Annotated in this window: 15 protein-coding genes; 11 read left to right on the forward strand and 4 right to left on the reverse strand. The window is 65.8% G+C overall.

Going from position 1 to position 17,261, the window contains the following annotated elements; all coding sequences use genetic code 11:
- The first annotated feature begins 24 nt into the window (after positions 1-24).
- Positions 25-312 carry an acylphosphatase gene (locus tag B1C78_RS06340; RefSeq protein ID WP_077278313.1) on the forward strand — a complete coding sequence of 96 codons (288 nt, stop codon included), beginning with the start codon at positions 25-27 and terminating at the stop codon, positions 310-312.
- 118 nt (positions 313-430) lie between these two features.
- Here the strand turns inward: B1C78_RS06340 and B1C78_RS06345 are convergent, their stop codons facing one another.
- Complete coding sequence (locus tag B1C78_RS06345) at positions 431-1,309, reverse strand: HDOD domain-containing protein (RefSeq protein ID WP_077278314.1); 879 nt, start codon at positions 1,307-1,309, stop codon at positions 431-433.
- A 141-nt stretch (positions 1,310-1,450) separates the two neighbouring features.
- Here B1C78_RS06345 and B1C78_RS06350 point away from each other — a divergent pair, with 141 nt between their 5' ends.
- Entirely contained in the window at positions 1,451-3,793 is a 2,343-nt protein-coding gene (locus tag B1C78_RS06350) for a DUF1631 domain-containing protein (RefSeq protein WP_077278315.1), read from the forward strand.
- 137 nt (positions 3,794-3,930) lie between these two features.
- Here B1C78_RS06350 and B1C78_RS06355 read toward each other — a convergent pair whose 3' ends face one another.
- From B1C78_RS06355 to B1C78_RS06365, 3 genes are all read right to left on the reverse strand, one after another.
- Complete coding sequence (locus tag B1C78_RS06355) at positions 3,931-5,649, reverse strand: proline--tRNA ligase (RefSeq protein ID WP_077278316.1); 1,719 nt, start codon at positions 5,647-5,649, stop codon at positions 3,931-3,933.
- Between the two features lie 169 nt (positions 5,650-5,818).
- The gene (locus B1C78_RS06360; protein ID WP_077278317.1) at positions 5,819-6,163 is read right to left on the reverse strand and encodes a phenylpyruvate tautomerase MIF-related protein; all 345 of its coding nucleotides are present in this window, start codon (positions 6,161-6,163) and stop codon (positions 5,819-5,821) included.
- A 27-nt stretch (positions 6,164-6,190) separates the two neighbouring features.
- Positions 6,191-6,670 carry a DUF4124 domain-containing protein gene (locus B1C78_RS06365; protein ID WP_077278318.1) on the reverse strand — a complete coding sequence of 160 codons (480 nt, stop codon included), beginning with the start codon at positions 6,668-6,670 and terminating at the stop codon, positions 6,191-6,193.
- Positions 6,671-7,063: 393 nt separating this feature from the next.
- On the opposite strand from B1C78_RS06365, the gene B1C78_RS06370 reads away from it, so the two are divergent.
- From B1C78_RS06370 to B1C78_RS06410, 9 genes are all read left to right on the forward strand, one after another.
- Positions 7,064-8,119: an efflux RND transporter periplasmic adaptor subunit gene (locus B1C78_RS06370; RefSeq protein WP_077278319.1), complete on the forward strand. Its 1,056-nt coding sequence runs from the start codon at positions 7,064-7,066 to the stop codon at positions 8,117-8,119.
- Positions 8,116-11,394, forward strand: a complete 3,279-nt coding sequence (locus B1C78_RS06375) for an efflux RND transporter permease subunit (protein ID WP_077278320.1) — start codon at positions 8,116-8,118, stop codon at positions 11,392-11,394. Before B1C78_RS06370 ends, B1C78_RS06375 begins: the two co-directional genes overlap by 4 nt.
- 262 nt (positions 11,395-11,656) lie before the next feature.
- On the forward strand, positions 11,657-11,866 hold the full coding sequence (locus B1C78_RS06380) for a hypothetical protein (RefSeq protein WP_077278321.1): 210 nt from the start codon (positions 11,657-11,659) through the stop codon (positions 11,864-11,866).
- A 423-nt stretch (positions 11,867-12,289) separates the two neighbouring features.
- Complete coding sequence (locus tag B1C78_RS06385; protein WP_077278322.1) at positions 12,290-13,396, forward strand: 4Fe-4S dicluster domain-containing protein; 1,107 nt, start codon at positions 12,290-12,292, stop codon at positions 13,394-13,396.
- Positions 13,393-13,869 (forward strand): cyclic nucleotide-binding domain-containing protein, encoded by a 477-nt coding sequence (locus tag B1C78_RS06390; protein WP_077278323.1) that lies wholly within the window; start codon positions 13,393-13,395, stop codon positions 13,867-13,869. The genes B1C78_RS06385 and B1C78_RS06390 overlap by 4 nt, the downstream gene beginning before the upstream one ends.
- Complete coding sequence (locus tag B1C78_RS06395) at positions 13,850-14,701, forward strand: FAD/NAD(P)-binding protein (RefSeq protein WP_077278324.1); 852 nt, start codon at positions 13,850-13,852, stop codon at positions 14,699-14,701. The genes B1C78_RS06390 and B1C78_RS06395 overlap by 20 nt, the downstream gene beginning before the upstream one ends.
- Entirely contained in the window at positions 14,698-15,492 is a 795-nt protein-coding gene (locus B1C78_RS06400; protein WP_077278325.1) for an NADH-quinone oxidoreductase subunit B family protein, read from the forward strand. Before B1C78_RS06395 ends, B1C78_RS06400 begins: the two co-directional genes overlap by 4 nt.
- Positions 15,464-16,759: a Ni/Fe hydrogenase subunit alpha gene (locus B1C78_RS06405; protein ID WP_077278326.1), complete on the forward strand. Its 1,296-nt coding sequence runs from the start codon at positions 15,464-15,466 to the stop codon at positions 16,757-16,759. The genes B1C78_RS06400 and B1C78_RS06405 overlap by 29 nt, the downstream gene beginning before the upstream one ends.
- Positions 16,756-17,214, forward strand: coding sequence for a hydrogenase maturation protease (locus B1C78_RS06410; RefSeq protein ID WP_139349826.1), 459 nt, complete (start codon positions 16,756-16,758; stop codon positions 17,212-17,214). Before B1C78_RS06405 ends, B1C78_RS06410 begins: the two co-directional genes overlap by 4 nt.
- Positions 17,215-17,261 lie beyond the last annotated feature (47 nt).

The raw sequence follows: 17,261 nt of genomic DNA on the forward strand, positions 1-17,261 counted from the left end.
ACAACTGACAACTGACAAACTCCAATGTCATCCACCGCTTCCGAGCAATGCACGCGACGTTTTCTGGTCAGTGGACTGGTCCAGGGCGTGTTCTTTCGTGCCTCCACGCGACGGGAGGCGGAACGCCTCGGACTGTCCGGGTATGCGAAGAACCTGCGTGACGGACGGGTGGAGGTGGTGGCGTCAGGGTCCTGCGACCAGGTACGGGAACTGGAGGCCTGGCTATGGAAAGGGCCGCCCGCCGCGCAGGTGGATGATGTTGCCGTGGAGGATTATCCGGGGCCGGTGGCAGGGGGATTCCGGGTGGCCTGAAGCAGGCGGGGATTCAAGATTCAACATTCAAGATTCAAGGGTGACGGCGTGCCCATTCAGGCATCGGAGCCCCATACCCACCCCATTGAATCTTGAATATTGAATTTTGAATCGCAGTTCAATTCCGCGCCTGCGGCAGAATCACATGCAGTGTCTCCATGAACTGCAGATTCACGTCCTTCCATATGTCGTCCGTGATGCTTTCGTCCAGGCCCAGGGTCTTCCAGGTGCCCGGGTGCGGCAGGCTGGCGTAGGCGCCGAACTCGCTGGCGCTGCCCTGGTCCGTACGGTTGGCCAGGGTGTCCGCCATGTGCACGATGGCCACCTCGATGGTGTTGGCCGCGGCGCCGGGACGATGATGAAACGCCACGGCCTGCTGAAGACTTTCCGGCAGGCCCCAGAGCTCCAGCAGGGCACCACCCACCTCCGCATGGTCGAAGCCGATCAGTTCGCGCTCCTGCTGGGCCACCACGTCCTCGTTGCCCCGGGCAGTGAGCAACGATTCCCTGAGGATGTCCGGGTAGCGCTGATAGAGCACCAGGCTGCCGAGGTCGTGCAGCAGACCCGCCACGAACAGGCGCTCTGGGTGCAGCACGTGGCAACGCTGGGCAAGATTTCGGGCAATCAGCGCGGTGAATACGCTATGGCGCCAGAAGACGGCAACGTTGACCAGTTCGCTGGGCAGCTTGGAGAACGTCTGCGAAGCGGTGACAGCCAGGGCCAGGTGATAGAGCGCGCGCTGGCCGATGATGGAGATGGCCCGGCTCACCGTCTCGACCCTGTGGTTCAGACCGTACATCGCCGAGTTGGCGATATGCAGTATGCGCGCAGAGAGGTTGGGATCCTGCATCACAATGGCCGCGAGGCTTTCGGACGTACTGTCCTGAGCGTCAATCGCTTGACGCAGCCTGATCACAATTTCGGGCGGTGAAACGAGGGCCGAAACGTCTGCCAGTAACGCCCGGATTTCCTGCCTTTTGTCGGAAACCGAGTTCATAAGTTTGAACGACCCCACGCTTTCAGAAAATGCCCTGTGGCCTTCATGAAACACTATGGGCTATAAGATCCGCAAGTCAACTTGTTCGAGCGACAGGCACGATGCCGGGCGGCGTCGGGCCCTGTCCCGCGGAGTGCGTTTATGAATGATCCGGTGAGTGAGAACGTCGTTCCCTTCAGTGGCGCGCCCCGCCGCGAGTCTGCGGGTTCGGCGCTGCAGATCGTCGGACGCTGTCGCAACGTGACCACGGCCCACGTGCAGCGTTGTCTCAAGGAGATGCTGGACAATACGGATGACGCGCTCTTCAAGCTGGCGGAGCAGGCGGAGGACAACCGCTCCCAGAGCGAGTATTTCGATGCCATGCGCGAGGTTCGGCGCCGGCGCTCCACCATTGAGAGCGAGTACCCGATGCAGATCTCTCGGGTGTTCGACGAGTTTCTGCGCAGCGGGCCCGCGCGCAGCGCCAGGTCGGCCGCCGCCGAGATGGAGTTGTCCCTGGTCGAGGATGACGAACTGGAAGAGAACCTCGCCATGGAAGGCATGATCTCCAAGGCGAACCGGATCAATGAAAGCGAGATTTACGCGCTGACCCGCCGCCTGGCCGTGGCGCTGGACCGTCCCAAACTGGCCGAGGATGCGCATCCGCTGTCGCCGTCCGCCCTGTGCGAGGCCTTCCGCAGTGCCATGAAGGTGCTGGATGTGAACCTGCAGGTGCGGCTGATCATTTACAAGCTCTTCGACAAGTACGTGGTCGGCGAGCTGCATGGCCTCTACCATGAACTCAATCACGAACTGGCAGAGATGGGTGTGCTGCCGGAGCTTCGCACCCGCTCCACCGTGGTGCCGGGGCAGGGTGGGCGTCGCGGTGCCCGGTCGGACGGCGAATCGACAGTCCTGCCCGATGGCGACGAGGCGGGCGACGGCAACGAACTGCTCACGCTGCTGCAGCACCTCTCGGGTCAGGGGGGGGTGCCCCTGCCTCCCGGCGTCAACCTGGTGGACCGTTCCCTGGTCTCGGGGGCGCTCGGTCGCATTCCTGCCGTGGTGCCCGCAGGCGGGATCTATTCCGGCGCCCAGCTCAAGGATGCCGTGCTTGCCGCCGTCAATGGCGGGGATTCCACCGGCGTCGCGCTCAATCGGATGGACGAGACGGCCATTGATATCGTGGCCATGTTGTTCGACTTCATCTTCGAGGATCCGGCACTGCCGGCCCCCATCAAGGAATTGATCGGGCGCTTGCAGATCCCGGTGCTGAGGGTGGCGATCGCCGATCGGGGATTCTTCAACCGCAAGAAGCATCCTGCGCGACGCCTGCTCAACGAACTGACTCGGGCCGGTATCGGCTGGACCGAGGCCGAGGAACGCGAGGACGGTCTGCGTACCCGTATCGGGTCGATGGTGGATCGCCTGCTGGAGAACTTCGACGGCGACGTCAGCATCTTCGAGCAGGAACTGGAGGCGTTCCTGGAGTGGTCCCACGAACAGGCGGAGCGCGCCGCCCAGCGCGAGGAACACAGCGCCCTGGCGGCCCAGGGCAGGGAGCACCTGCGTGTCGCCAAGGCCGTGGCCGAGGAGGCCATCAGCCGCGTTGTGGAGGAGCAGCAGCTCCCCGAGGTGGTGGACAATCTGCTGCGCACCACCTGGAAGGACCTGTTGGTGCTGATCTACCTGAAGGACGGACAGCACGGCAAGCTCTGGCAGAAGGCACTGAACGTGGCTTCGCTGCTGGTGTGGAGCCTGTTGCCCAAACCGACCGCCGCGGAGCGTGAGCAGCTCACCGACCTGCTGCCATCGCTGCTGCGCGCGTTGCAGGAGGGCATGACGCGAATGTCCTGCACTCAGGAAGAACAGGACGGCATATTCGCGGTACTTTCCGGCGAGCATGCACGCCTGGTGCGTGATCCGGAGATGAACCTGGACGTGGACGTCCCGCGCGACGTACGGACCGACGCGCCCGAGGCCGGATCCGACGCCGCCGTTGTCGATGAGGTGATGGAGCCGACTGCCGATGTGGTCCTGTCTGCGGAACCGGATCCTGATCCGGTGTCCGCGCCGTCGATGTCCGAGGTCGATACGGAAGAGGTCCAGGACGGCAAGTCCTTCATGGCCCGCAAGGTGGCGGAGATCAATCAGCTCATCTCCGAGGGCCGCTTCAAGGTCTATGACGAAGTGGTCGTGGGTGACGGTGCGATAGAGGATGCCGAAGACCTGCACCTGCTGACCGCACGTGAGCTGGAAGAGGGGACCTGGCTGGAGTTGCGGGACGAGGACGGCAACCCGTCCCGGGTGAAGCTCTCGTGGAAGAGCCTGATCAGCGGCAAGTACTTCTTCGTCAACCGGCAGGGGTTGAAGGTCAGGGAGCTGACCGTACCGGCCCTGGCCACCGAGTTCCGTGAAGGCCGCGCCCGCCTGATCGAGGACGTGCCGGTCTTTGACCGCGCGATCAGCACGTTGATGGCAAGTCTCTCTTCAAGTGCGAAGTAGGAATTGGGAAGTGGGAACAGGAAGTGCGAAGTAGGAATTGGGAAGTCGGAAGTTAAGAACTCCCTCCCCCTCAGGGGGAGGGCCGGGGAGGGGGTGGTTTCATTCCCACTTCCCAATTCCCAATTCGCACTTCCTGCTCATCCTTGCAGCTTCTTCCTTAAGAACTCCTCCAGCCCATCCATAGCCACCATCGTGGCCTCTTCATCCCTTCTGCCCTTGTACTCGATCTCGCCCGCATCCAGGCCGCGCTCGCCGAGCACGAGCCGGTGGGGGATGCCGATCAGTTCCATGTCGGCGAACATGGCACCGGGACGCAGCCCGCGGTCGTCATAGAGCACGTCGATGCCGCGGGACAGCAGTTGCTCATAGAGGGCATCGGCGGCCTCGCGCAAGCGCTGTGACTTCGCGGCGTTGATTGGGCAGAGGGCCACGGTGAAGGGGGCCAGGGCATCGGGCCAGATGATGCCCTGAGCGTCGTGGTTCTGCTCGATGGCGGCGGCCACGACCCGGGAGACGCCGATGCCGTAGCAACCCATGGTGACCACCAGCGTGCGCCCCTGCTCGTCGAGCACGGTGGTATTCATGGCCTCGCTGTACTTGCGTCCGAGCTGGAAGATGTGGCCCACCTCGATGCCGCGGCGGATCTGCAGGCGGCCCTTCCCGTCGGGGCTGGGATCACCGGCGGTCACGTTGCGGATGTCGGCCACTTCCGGCAGCGGCACGTCACGGTTCCAGTTGATGCCGAAGTGGTGCTTGCCGTCGATGTTGGCGCCCGCCGTGAAGTCGCTCATGAGCGCCACGGCCCGGTCCACCACGCAGGGGATGGGCAGCCCCACGGGACCCAGCGAGCCCGGACCCGCGCCGATGGCCGCGCGGATCTCTTCCTCGCCGGCCATGCGCAGAGGGTTGGCCACCTGCGGCAGCTTCTCTGCCTTCACCGCGTTGAGTTCGTGGTCGCCGCGCACGAGCAGCGCGATGAGCGGTGCGCCCGATTCGTCCGCCGCGGCGACCACCAGGGTCTTCACGGTCTTTTCCACGGGCACGCCGAACTGCGACACGAGGTCCGCGATGGTGCGTGCGTCCGGTGTGTCCACCACGCGCAGGTCCTCGGTCGGCGCGACATCCCCGCCTTGCGGCGCAACCGCCTCCGCCAGTTCCACGTTGGCTGCGTATTCACCTGCGTCGGAGAAGGCGATGGCATCCTCGCCGGAATCGGCCAGCACATGGAATTCGTGGGAGGCACTGCCGCCGATGGCGCCGGTATCCGCCAGCACGGCGCGAAAGTCGAGACCGCAGCGGCGGAAAGTGCGGCTGTAGGCCTCGTACATGGCGTCGTAGGTCTCGCGCAGGCTGTCCTCATCCGTGTGAAAGGAGTAGGCATCCTTCATCAGGAACTCGCGGGCACGCATCACGCCGAAGCGCGGGCGGATCTCGTCGCGGAACTTGGTCTGGATCTGGTAGTAGTTGACCGGCAGCTGCCGGTAGCTCTTCACCTCCCGGCGCACGAAGTCGGTGATCACCTCCTCGTGGGTCGGTCCGAAGCAGAAATCCCGATCGTGGCGGTCCCGGATGCGCAGCAGTTCGGGTCCGTATTGTTCCCAGCGTCCGGACTCCTGCCAGAGCTCCGCCGGCTGTATCGCCGGCATTAGGAGTTCCAGGGCCCCGGCCCGGTCCATCTCCTCGCGCACGATGGTCTCCACCCGGCGCAGTACGCGCAGGCCCAACGGAGTCCATGTGTAGAGTCCGGAGGCCAGCCGGCGGATCATGCCGGCCCGCAGCATGAGCTGGTGGCTGATCACCTCCGCGTCGGCGGGGGTTTCCTTGAGGGTGGCAAGCGGGAATCGGGAGGCGCGCATGTGTGCTCGTTGAAGTGGTGAATTCGTGGGTTCGGAAAACTTAATTTGCCACAGAGGGCACAGAGGTCACAGAGTGAAAACCAAAACAACCATATTCCCGCCCGGCCCATGGGCCGGGCGGGAATTGGCTTTTCTCTGTGACCTCTGTGACCTCTGTGGCTAAAACTATCTAGAACGTACCGCCGTTCCAGCCCCAGAGCTTACGGGGCGCGTTGGAGAATTCAATGTAGACGCGGTCGCGCGGGATCTGGAGTTCCTGCTCGAGCAGGTCGCACAGCATGGCGGAGAGGTCGCCGGTCTGGGAGTCGGACAGGCCGATGCTCTTCACTTCCAGGTAGGCGAGGGCGGTGTCCTCGCCGGCGAACAGCATGTCCGGATTGCGGTTGAAGCGCACCATGACATAGCGTTCCGGCTTCCCGAGCCGCTCGGCCAGTGCCCGGGAGGCAGTCTCCAGCAGCCTGGCGACGGCACCATCGTCCACAGCCTGGTTGGTCTCGATGCTCAGCAACGGCATGGGGTGGTCCGTCCTTTCGGTGCTGTGTCAGTCGCGGCAGAATTCCTGTATGTGTGCGCGCGTCTCGTCGATCCTGGCCTGGCGCTCGTCCTCATCCAGGACGCGGTACTGGTCATTCTCCCGGATGGTGACGCGGCCGCCTCGTTCCGTCAGGGTCTCCAGGTTGCGGCGGGCCCGTTCGCAGTTCTCCGCGCGGATGCGCTCGGATGCTTCGCGCCGTTCCCGTTCCTCCTGCTCGGAACGGGCCTGATCCTGGCGCTGCTCCATGTCTCCCATTGCCCTTTCGAGCCGTTGCTGGGGCGCACCGTCACCACGGGGTGCGGCGGTGGTGATACGCTGGGCGTCCACACCAGAGGGCGGCACCTGGCCATAATGGACAACGCCCTGTTCGTCCGTCCATCGGTACATGACGTCCTGGGCCAGGATGGGGGCAAGGGGGACAGCCGCCGCCAGGACGAAGGCGAGAATCGCCAGGGGCAGGGCGCGCGTGATGGGGATGCATCGCATGGGCAACGGACTCCTCAAGGCTCTCGGCCTCCAAGCTTAACAGAATCGATCCGGGGGCCCCGTGCATGGGTCTGATCCTGTCCGGCCGTCGGGAGGGATCGGTGCGGGGTCGTGCAGCGCCCGCCGGGATCCGCCCCGGATGTGGGCCGATACGCATCGCCACAGGAGGTCCTCTCCGGTGCTTTTCTTATACTTGCAGAGGGCCGGGTCTGTCACCGATGCGGGAGGGACATCCGACGGGCAGCGGTGTGCGACGGATCAGGCGGTCAACGGGGATCGCGGGGATACGGGCGGGACGCTTGTCCGGCGGGCCTGATGGCTATATATTAGAAAAAGCTAATATTCATGTCTCCCGGCCGTCGCGGCACGGAGACCATGCAACGGGGGTCACCCATGGAAAGGTCGTTCAAGCGGCATATTGCCATCGTGTCACTGCTGGCGGCGGGGTTCTGGGCGCAAACCGTTCCGGCGGCGCTGCCCTTCGAGACCGCACCTGCCGAGCGCCGGTTGACGGTTCACGAGCAGGTGCTTGACGGACGCGTGGAGGCGGTGCATCGAGCAACAGTGTCGGCGCAGACCAGCGGGCGCATCGTTGAACTGATGTACGACGTGGACGATTTCGTGGAGGAGGGCTCGGTGATCGTCCGCCTGCGCGACACGGAACAGCGGGCGCGGCTCGACCAGGCCAGTGCGGCGTTGCGCGAGGCGGAGGCGCGTTTCGCCGAGGCGCAGACGGAGTATGAGCGCATCCGGGGCATCTTCGAGCGCCAGCTGGTGTCGCGTGCCGAGATGGATCGCGCCACCGCGGCGCGCGATTCGGCCCGGGCCCGCCTGGAGGCGGCGCGCGCCGCCGTGGCCGGGGCGGAGGAACAGCTGGAGCACACGCGTATTCGTGCCCCTTACGCCGGCATTGTCACCGAACGCTTCGTGGAGGTGGGCGAGAGCGTGAGTCCGGGACAGCCCCTGATGGCCGGTATCTCGCTGGAACTCCTGCGCGTGACCGCGGAGGTGCCCCAGCGCCAGATTGCAGTGGTCCGCCAACTGGGTCGGGCCCGGGTGTTTCATGACGGCGAGACGCCGGTACAGGGCGAGGATCTGACCTTCTTCCCCTACGCCGATCCGGGAACCAACACGTTTCGTGTGCGTGTGCAGCTGCCACCCGGCATCCCGGATCTGTTTCCCGGCATGTTCGTGAAGGTGGCCTTTGCGGTCGGCGAGCGCGAGCGCCTGCTGGTGCCCGAGAGTGCCGTGGTGCACCGGGGTGAAATGGTCGGTGTTTACGTAGTGGACGACACCGGGCGCGTGAGCCTGCGCCAGGTGCGCATCGGCCGGCCCCAGGAGGACGACATGATCGAGGTGCTCGCCGGGCTCGATGAGGGTGAGCACGTGGCGGTGGATCCGGTGCACGCCACCCTGTACCTGAAGGAGCAGCAGGAGGCGGCCCGATGAGCGATGAACGGATGGGCATCTCGGGCCGCATCGCGAAACAGTTCCTGACCTCCGAGATCACTCCCCTGTTGGCCCTGGTGGGCCTGCTGCTGGGCCTGTTCGCCGTGCTCGTCACGCCGCGCGAGGAAGAGCCCCAGATCAACGTCACCTTCGCCAACGTGTTCATCCCCTTCCCCGGGGCCACGGCGCGCGAGGTCGCGCAGCTGGTGAGCTCCCCGGCGGAGCAGGTGCTCTCGGAGATCGAGGGACTGGAGCACGTCTATTCCGTGTCCCGGCCCGGCATGTCCGTCATCACGGTGCAGTTCAAGGTGGGGGAGGATCGCACCGAGGCGATCGTGCGCCTCTACAACCAGATCTTCTCCAACCAGGACTGGTTGCCCCAGGGTCTCGGCGTCGGTCAGCCCATCATCAAGCCGCGGGGCATCGACGACGTGCCCATCGTGGCGGTCACGCTGTGGACCGAGGACGAGGCCCGCGGGGCCCATGAACTGCTGCGCGTGTCCCACGCCCTGGAGACCGAACTCAAGCGCGTGCCCGGTACGCGGGACATCTACACCATCGGGGGCCCCGATCACGTGGTGCACGTGGTGCTCGACCCCCAGCGCATCGCCGGCTACGGCATCGGCGTGGACGAGCTGCGCAGCGCGCTGCAGGCCAGCAACTTCTCCCGCGACGCGGGTGCCCTGGTGCGCGACAACCTGGAGATCCCGGTGCAGGCGGGCACCTTCATGACCAGCGCGGACGAGATCGCGGAGCTGGTGGTGGGCGTGCGTGACGGTCGGCCCGTGTACCTGTCGGACGTGGCGGACGTGCGCCACGGGCCGGCGCCGCCGGACAACTACGTCCGTTTCGGTCTGGGCGCCGCAGCCGTGGGGACTTCGGCAGGTGCGACGACCCAGCCGGCGGTGACCCTGGCCATCGCCAAGCAGCCGGGCACCAACGCGGTGGACATCGCCGACCACATCGTCGAGCGCCTGGAGCAGTTGCGCGGCACGTTCATCCCCGAGGGCGTGAACACCACCATCACGCGCAACTACGGGGTGACCGCAGACGACAAGGCCCGCACGCTCATCCAGAAGCTCATTCTCGCCACCGGCTCGGTGGTGCTTCTCGTGTGGCTGGCCCTCGGCTGGCGCGAGGCCTTCATCGTGGGCACGGCCGTGGTCATCACGCTGGCCGCCACGCTGTTCGCGTCATGGGCCTACGGGTTCACCTTGAACCGCGTGTCCCTGTTCGCGCTGATCTTCTCCATCGGCATCCTGGTGGACGACGCCATCGTGGTGGTGGAGAACATCCACCGGCACATGCAGATGGGCAAGAAGAAACTGCTGGAGGCCATCCCGCTGGCCGTGGACGAGGTGGGCGGGCCGACCATCCTCGCCACGTTCACGGTCATCGCCGCGCTGCTGCCCATGGCGTTTGTCACCGGCCTCATGGGCCCTTACATGAGCCCCATTCCCATCAATGCCAGCATGGGGATGATCATCTCACTGGCGGTGGCCTACGTGGTGACACCCTGGATGACGTACAAGATGCTGCGCCGTCACGCCGAGGCGCGTCCGCCCGCGGAAGGCGGCAAGGCGCCCGAGGGTCACGGCGAGGAGGCCAGCGGCTGGCTGATGACGCTGTCCGAGCGCAGCATGGGGCCCTTCCTGCGCGGCGACAAGGCCCGGGTGCGGCGCTGGGGTCTGTATGGTGGCATGGTGGTGCTGATCCTCGCTTCCATGTCGCTGGCCTACTTCCAGGCGGTAGTGCTCAAGATGCTGCCGTTCGACGACAAGTCCGAGTTCCAGGTGGTGCTCGACATGCGCGAGGGCACGAGCCTCGAGCAGACCAACCGGGTGCTGCACGAGATGGGTGCCTATCTGGCCACGGTACCGGAAGTGACCGATTACCAGATCTACGCCGGTACCGCCGCACCCATCAATTTCAACGGCCTGGTCCGCCAGTACTACCTGCGTGAAGAGGCGCACATGGGCGATATCCAGGTGAACCTGATGCACGCCGATGAGCGCAGGCGCAAGAGCCACGAGATCGCCCTGTCCGTGCGCGAACCGCTGCGCGAGATTGCCGCGCGGTATGACGCCTCGGTCAAGGTGGTGGAAGTCCCGCCGGGGCCGCCGGTGCTTTCTCCTATCGTCGCCGAGGTGTACGGACTGGATTACGACGGCCAGATCGAGGTGGCCAGGCAGCTCAGGGAACTGTTCGAGGCCACCGACGGGATCGTCGACGTGGACGACAGCGTCGAGTATCCGGGGCCGCGGCTGATCCTGGAGGTGGACCGCCAGCGCGCGGCGCTGCTCGGTGTCTCCCAGCACGCGGTGGTGGATGCCGTGAACGCCGTGCTCGGCGGCGACGACGCCACCTACCTGTACGGTGTGGACGTGAAGTACGCGGTGCCCGTGCGCCTGGAGTTCGATGTCGCCGACAAGGCGGACGTCGAGTCCGTGCTCGCGCTCAGGGTGCGTTCGCGCGATGGCACCCTGGTGTCCCTGTCCGAACTGGTCCGGGTGGTGGACGCCACGCGCGAGTACTCCATCCATCACAAGGACCTGCTGCCGGTAGTGTATGTCACGGGCGACATGGCCGGCGATCTGGACAGCCCGCTGTACGGCATGTTCGACATGGTGTTCCAGCTGCGCGACCTGCCGCTCGCGTTTGGCAGGACCCTGCAGCAGTACTTCATCGCCCAGCCGGATGATCCGTACTTCTACAGCATCAAGTGGGACGGCGAATGGCAGGTCACCTACGAAACATTCCGTGACATGGGCATCGCCTACTCGGTGGGTCTCGTGCTCATCTATCTGCTGGTGGTGGCGCAGTTCCGCTCCTACATGGTGCCGCTGATCATCATGGCGCCGATTCCGCTCACCGTGATCGGCGTCATGCCCGGCCATGCCCTGATGGATGCCTTCGTCATGGACGCGAAGTTCACCGCCACGTCCATGATCGGCATGATCGCCCTGGCCGGCATCATCGTGCGCAACTCCATCCTGCTGGTGGACTTCATCAACGATGAACTGCGCCGCGGCGCCGCGGTGGAGGATGCCGTGATCCGCGCCGGTGCGGTGCGCGCCAAGCCCATCGTGCTCACTGGCCTCGCCGCCATGGTGGGCGCCGGCTTCATCATCGACGATCCGATCTTCAGCGGTCTTGCCATCTCCCTGATCTTCGGCATCCTCGTTTCCACGGTGCTGACCCTGATCGTGATCCCGCTGCTCTACTACAGCTACATCCGCAACCGCCTGCATCTGGTTCAGTCAGAGAGGGTGTAGTTGTTGCGGGTAACGCAGAGACGCAGAGGACGCAGAGGTTTTTGGAATAAGTACAAAAGAGATTTCTTTGCGTCCTCTGCGTCTCTGCGACCTCTGCGTTTCTCACCCGGCTTCAAGTCGAGTCATTCCAAACCTCCATTCATGCGTAGGCGTCCACGGCATCAGAAAAGCGATTCGGAATCTTTATTGACCGGGGTCAAGGAAGCGCTGGGCGGCATCGTTAGACTGGCATCGTGTCATCGGGTTTGAGGAGGTGGCTGCCATGAACAGGGGCCCATCCACAGCGCTGCAGCGGAGCGCCACTGGAATCCTCAATCCCCGGGTGCTGACCGGCGCCGAGATTCGGCGTCTGCAGGCGGCCTGCGGTGAGACGCCGTGCTTCGGCACGGATGAACGGTACGAGTGCCAGAGGCAGGAGTGCCGACTCGCCGGACGATGCATGGGCGGCCTTGTTGCCCATTGGAAACGTTGAACTCTACTTCTCCAGCAACCCCTCTTCGTCCCCAAACACCCCTTTCGGATCCTCCCCCGGGGTTTACTCCGGGGACGCTTCTTTTGTGTTTTCAGTGCTCAGGGTGGGAAGCGTGAGTAGTGACCCCCAACGGGTCTGCTTGCCAAGACATATTCAGGTGATTAATCGCAGAGGGCGCAGAGACGCAGAGGACGCAGAGATGTTCTTGTAGTTCTTCGAAAGAACCTCTGCGTCCTCTGCGTCTCTGCGCCCTCTGCGTTCCCATCCGAAGATCGAGCAATATCTCCCAAGAACGGAGCGCCGTCCTCCACACGGAAACCGGGAATCGACCCAGTCGGCATGGTGTTGGCCGCGTTGACGGATTCGTGAGCCGTATTCTAATGTGCAGGCAAGGCTGCCTGAGTCCGCTCCCGGAGATGTGTCTTGCGCGTGATCGCTCCCCAGGCGATGGATACCCTGATCCGCCTGCTGTCGGAGGACGGCTACGAGGTGGTGGGACCCACGCGCCGCGAGGGGGCCATCGTCTACGACCGGGTCCACGGCCTGGACGACCTGCCGGCGGGCTGGGGCGACGATCACGCGCCCGGCCGCTACCGGCTTTGGCAGCGCGACGATCAGGCCCTTTTCGGTTACGTTGTCGGCCCCCATTCCTGGAAGAAATACCTGTTCCCGCCCCGGGAGACCCTGGTGCGGGTGCACCGCCGTGACGATGGCGGGTTCGAGACCGAGAACGGCGAACCCTCTCCGCCGCGCCGTGCCTTCATCGGCGTGCGCCCCTGCGAGCTGGCGGCCATCGATGTACAGGACCGGGTGTTTCTGGGGCAGGCGGTGCGGGACCGTGCCTACGGGGCGCGCCGCGAAGGGGTGTTCCTGGTGGCGGTGAACTGTGCCGAGCCCGGCGGGACATGCTTCTGTGCTTCCATGGACACCGGCCCGAGAGCGAAGTCGGGCTTTGACATGGCGCTCACCGAGGTGATTGAAGGCGGCATGCATGTGCTGGTGGCGGAGGCGGGCACAGAGGCAGGTGAGGCCCTGCTGCAGAGGCTCGAGCCCCGGGAGGCGGACGATGCCGAGCGTCGCGCGGCGGAGCGCGTCTGGCGCGAGGCGCCGCAGCGCATGGGTCGGGCCATGCCCACCAATGCCCGCGATGTGATCGCCCGTTCCCTGGAGCACCCCCGCTGGGAGGAGACCGCGCGGCGTTGCCTGTCCTGCGCCAACTGCACGCTGGTGTGTCCCACCTGCTTCTGCGCCCAGATGGAGGAGGTGCCCGACCTGGAAGGCCGGGTGTCCGAGCGGGTGCGCACGTGGGATTCCTGTTTCAACGGTGAACATTCCTACATGGTGGGCGGTACCCACCGCACAACGGTGGCCGCGCGCTACCGGCAGTGGCTCAGCCACAAGCTCTCCACCTGGCACGATCAGTTCGGCACGTCCGGTTGCGTGGGCTGCGGGCGCTGCATCACCTGGTGCCCGGTGGGCATCGACATCACCGAGGAGGTGGCCGGACTGGCCGGAGGTGGGGATTCATGAACGAGCTGATGGAGATGCTGAAGGACCGGCCCTTCTTCGAGGGTCTGAGCGAGGCGCACATGAAGCTGCTGGCGGCCTGTGCCGCCCTGCGAAGTTTTGAACCGGATGTCTGCCTGTTCCGGGAGCACGAACCGGCCGAGGCGTTCTACCTGGTGCGTTCGGGTACCGTCGCCCTGGAAAGCCGGCTGCCCGGGCGCGGCGCGCGCACCTTTGCGACCCTCGGGGAGGGCGACATGCTGGGCTGGTCCTGGCTGATCCCGCCCTATCGCTGGCATTACGACGCCCGTGCGATCACCCCGGTGCACACGGTGCACTTCGATGCCGCCGTGCTGCGAGATCGCATGGACCATGACCCGGAACTGGGGTATGCCCTGCTCAAGCGTTTCACCGGGCTGATCGTGGAGCGCCTGCAGGCGGCGCGCCTCCAGTCCCTGGATATCTACGGAGATGCCGATGTCGGTCTCGGCGGCTGAACCCGCGCACGAGCCCATGGCCCCGGAGCCCTGGCGTATCCGCCAGGTTCGCCGCGAGGTGGCCGACGGCGAGGTGTTCACCTGGACCATGGAACCCCTGTCGGGGGAGGCCGCGGTCGCCAGGCCGGGACAGTTCAACATGTTGTACCTGTTCGGCGTCGGAGAGGTGGCCATCTCGATCAGCGCCCTGGCCGACGACGGCACACCGGTGCATACCATCCGCGCCGTGGGCAGTGTCACCCGCGCCATGCAGGACCTGGGTCCCGGCGACGTGGTGGGTCTGCGCGGGCCCTTCGGATCCGCATGGCCCGTGGCCGCGGCCGAGGGCAGGGACCTGGTGCTGGCGGCGGGCGGCATCGGGTTGGCGCCCCTGCGCCCGGTGGTGCACGCGGTGCTGGCCCGGCGCGAGGCCTTCGGGCGTGTGCTGGTCTGCTACGGCGCGCGCTCGCCCCGGGATCTGATTTTCCGTGACGAACTGGAGCAGTGGCGTGCGAATCCGGACCTGGATCTGCGCGTGACCGTGGACCGCGGCACCGCCGACTGGAAGGGCGACGTGGGGGTGGTGACCCAGCTTATCGACCGGGGCGGCTTCGACGGGCGCAACGCGATCGCCATGGTCTGCGGCCCCGAGGTGATGATGCGTTTCTCGGCCCTGTCCCTGCACCGACGGGGGATCGCCCCCGAGCGCATCCATGTGTCCATGGAGCGCAGCATGCGCTGTGCCCTGGGTTTCTGCGGCCACTGCCAGATCGGTCCGCACTTCGTCTGCCGCGACGGCCCGGTGTTCCCCTACCCGGCCATGGAGCCGGCCTTCAGGGTGAACGAGCTGTGAGCGCCCGCCGCCCGACCCTGGCCGTCTGGAAGTTCGCCTCCTGCGACGGCTGTCAGCTGACCCTGCTGGGCTGCGAGGACGAACTGCTGGCGGTGGCAGACGCCATCCAGATCGCCTACTTCCCCGAGGCCAGCAGCGCGATGGCGGAGGGTCCCTGGGACCTCTCCCTGGTGGAGGGCTCCATCACCACGCCCCACGATGCCGAGCGTATCCGCGAGATCCGCCGGGCATCCCGGCACCTGGTCACCATCGGTGCCTGTGCCACGGCGGGGGGCATCCAGGCGCTGCGCAATTTTGCCGACGTGGAGGCCTTCACGCGCCAGGTCTACGCACGCCCCGACTGGATCAAGACCCTGGCCACCTCCGATCCCATCGCGGCCCACGTGCCGGTGGACTTCGAGTTGCGCGGCTGTCCCATCGACAAGGCTCAGCTGCTGGAGGTGATCAATGCCTTCGTCTACGGCCGTCGACCGCAGGTTCCGCAGTCCAGTGTGTGCGAGGAGTGCAAGCGGGCCGGGCACGTCTGCGTCATGGTGGCCCACGGCACGCCCTGCCTCGGTCCCGTGACCCACGCCGGTTGCGGCGCCCTGTGTCCCGGCTGTCATCGGGGCTGTTACGGCTGCTTCGGACCCAAGGAGACCCCCAACGCCCCGGCCTTGTCGGCGTGGCTCGAACACCTGGGCATGAAGCGCGAGGAGATCGTGCGCGTCTACCGCACCTTCAATGCCAACAGCGACACCTTCCGCGAGGAGAGTCTGCGCCATGAGCGAGACACGGACCATCAAGGTTGACTACCTCGCCCGGGTCGAAGGGGAGGGGGCGCTCTACGTACGCACCGAGGGCGACCGGGTGGAGGAAGTGAAGCTGTCCATTTTCGAGCCGCCGCGTTTTTTCGAGGCCTTCCTGCTGGGGCGCGATTTTCGCGAGGCGCCGGACATCACCGCGCGTATCTGCGGCATCTGCCCCATCGCCTACCAGATGGGCGCGTCCCACGCGATGGAGGACGTATGCGGCGTCAAGGTGGACGGGTCGCTGCAGACGCTCCGCCGCCTGATCTACTGCGGCGAGTGGATCGAGAGCCACGTGCTGCACGTGTTCATGCTGCACCTGCCGGATTTCCTGGGCTATCCGGACGCCATCACCATGGCCCGGGACCAGCCGGACTTGGTGCGCAACGCCCTGCGCATGAAGAAGATCGGCAACGCCCTCATGCGTCTGGTGGGCGGGCGCGAGGTGCATCCGGTGAATCTCAAGGTGGGCGGTTTCTACCGCACGCCCACGGCGGAGGAACTGGCCGGCGTGCGCGCGGATCTGGCCTGGGGTCTGGAGGCGGCCTGCGAGGCGGGCGAATTCCTCGCCGGGCTGGACTTCCCGGGCTTCGAGATGGATTATGAGTTCGTGGCCCTTGTCCACCCGGACGAGTACCCCATCACCCATGGGGAACTGGGTTCCACCAGCGGTATTCGCGCGCCGGTCAACGCGTACGACCGGATCTTCAGGGAGGACCACGTGGTGCATTCCACGGCGTTGCAGAGCCGACTGACCGACACCGGGCGTCCCGCATTCCTGGGCCCCATGGCGCGCTTTGCCCTGAACCGCGAGCGCCTGACGCCGCAGGCCTCGGACCTGGCGCAGCGCAGCGGCCTGGGCGATGTCTGCCGCAATCCCTTCAAGAGCATCCTGGTGCGCACCGTGGAGATCGCCTTCGCCTTCGAGGAGGCGCTGCGCCTGCTGGACGTCTACCAGCGGCCCGATGCCTCTGCCGTGGAGGCGGCGCCTCGCGCCGGCACGGGATTCGGCGCCACCGAGGCCCCCCGGGGCATCTGCTACCACCGCTACACCCTGGACGACGAAGGCATCATCCGCGATGCCAAGATCGTGGCGCCGACATCCGTCAACCAGGCGAGCATCGAGGCGGACCTGCACGGCTTCGTGCAGAATCACCTGGATCTCCCCGACGACCAGTTGCGCCACCGCTGCGAGCAGGCGATCCGCAACTACGATCCCTGCATCTCCTGCTCCACCCATTTCCTCGACCTGACCATCGAGCGCCGATGAGCATGGTCCTCGTGATCGGTGTCGGAAATCGCTGGCGCGGCGACGACGGGGCGGGCCCCGCGGTGGCCCGCGCCCTGTCCGAAGTCCCTGGAATCCGGGTCGCCGAGTGCACCGGGGAGCCGACCGAGATCATGGCATGCTGGTCGGGCCAGGACCGGGTCATCGTGGTGGACGCCGTCAGCGCCGGTGGTCCGCCCGGCAGCATCCATCGATTCACCGCGAACTCCCCCCTGCCGGTGCCCGGGCGCCACTCCTCCCATGGCATGGGTGTCGCCGAGGCCGTGGAACTCGCCCGCAGCCTGGGCGAACTGCCCGCCCAACTGACCATCTACGGCATCGAACCCGACCGCATGACCGACGGCGAGGGCCTCTCCCCCAGCGTCCGCGCGGCCGTAGCCGTCGTGGCCGCGGCGATCATCGACGAGGTGCAGGGAGGAACGTCCGGCACGCATTGATGTGGAACCACGATTAAACCGCGCATAAACCGCGACGCAAAGGCGCA

This window comes from Thioalkalivibrio denitrificans, from assembly GCF_002000365.1.
Taxonomy (GTDB): Bacteria; Pseudomonadota; Gammaproteobacteria; order Ectothiorhodospirales; family Ectothiorhodospiraceae; genus Thioalkalivibrio_A; species Thioalkalivibrio_A denitrificans.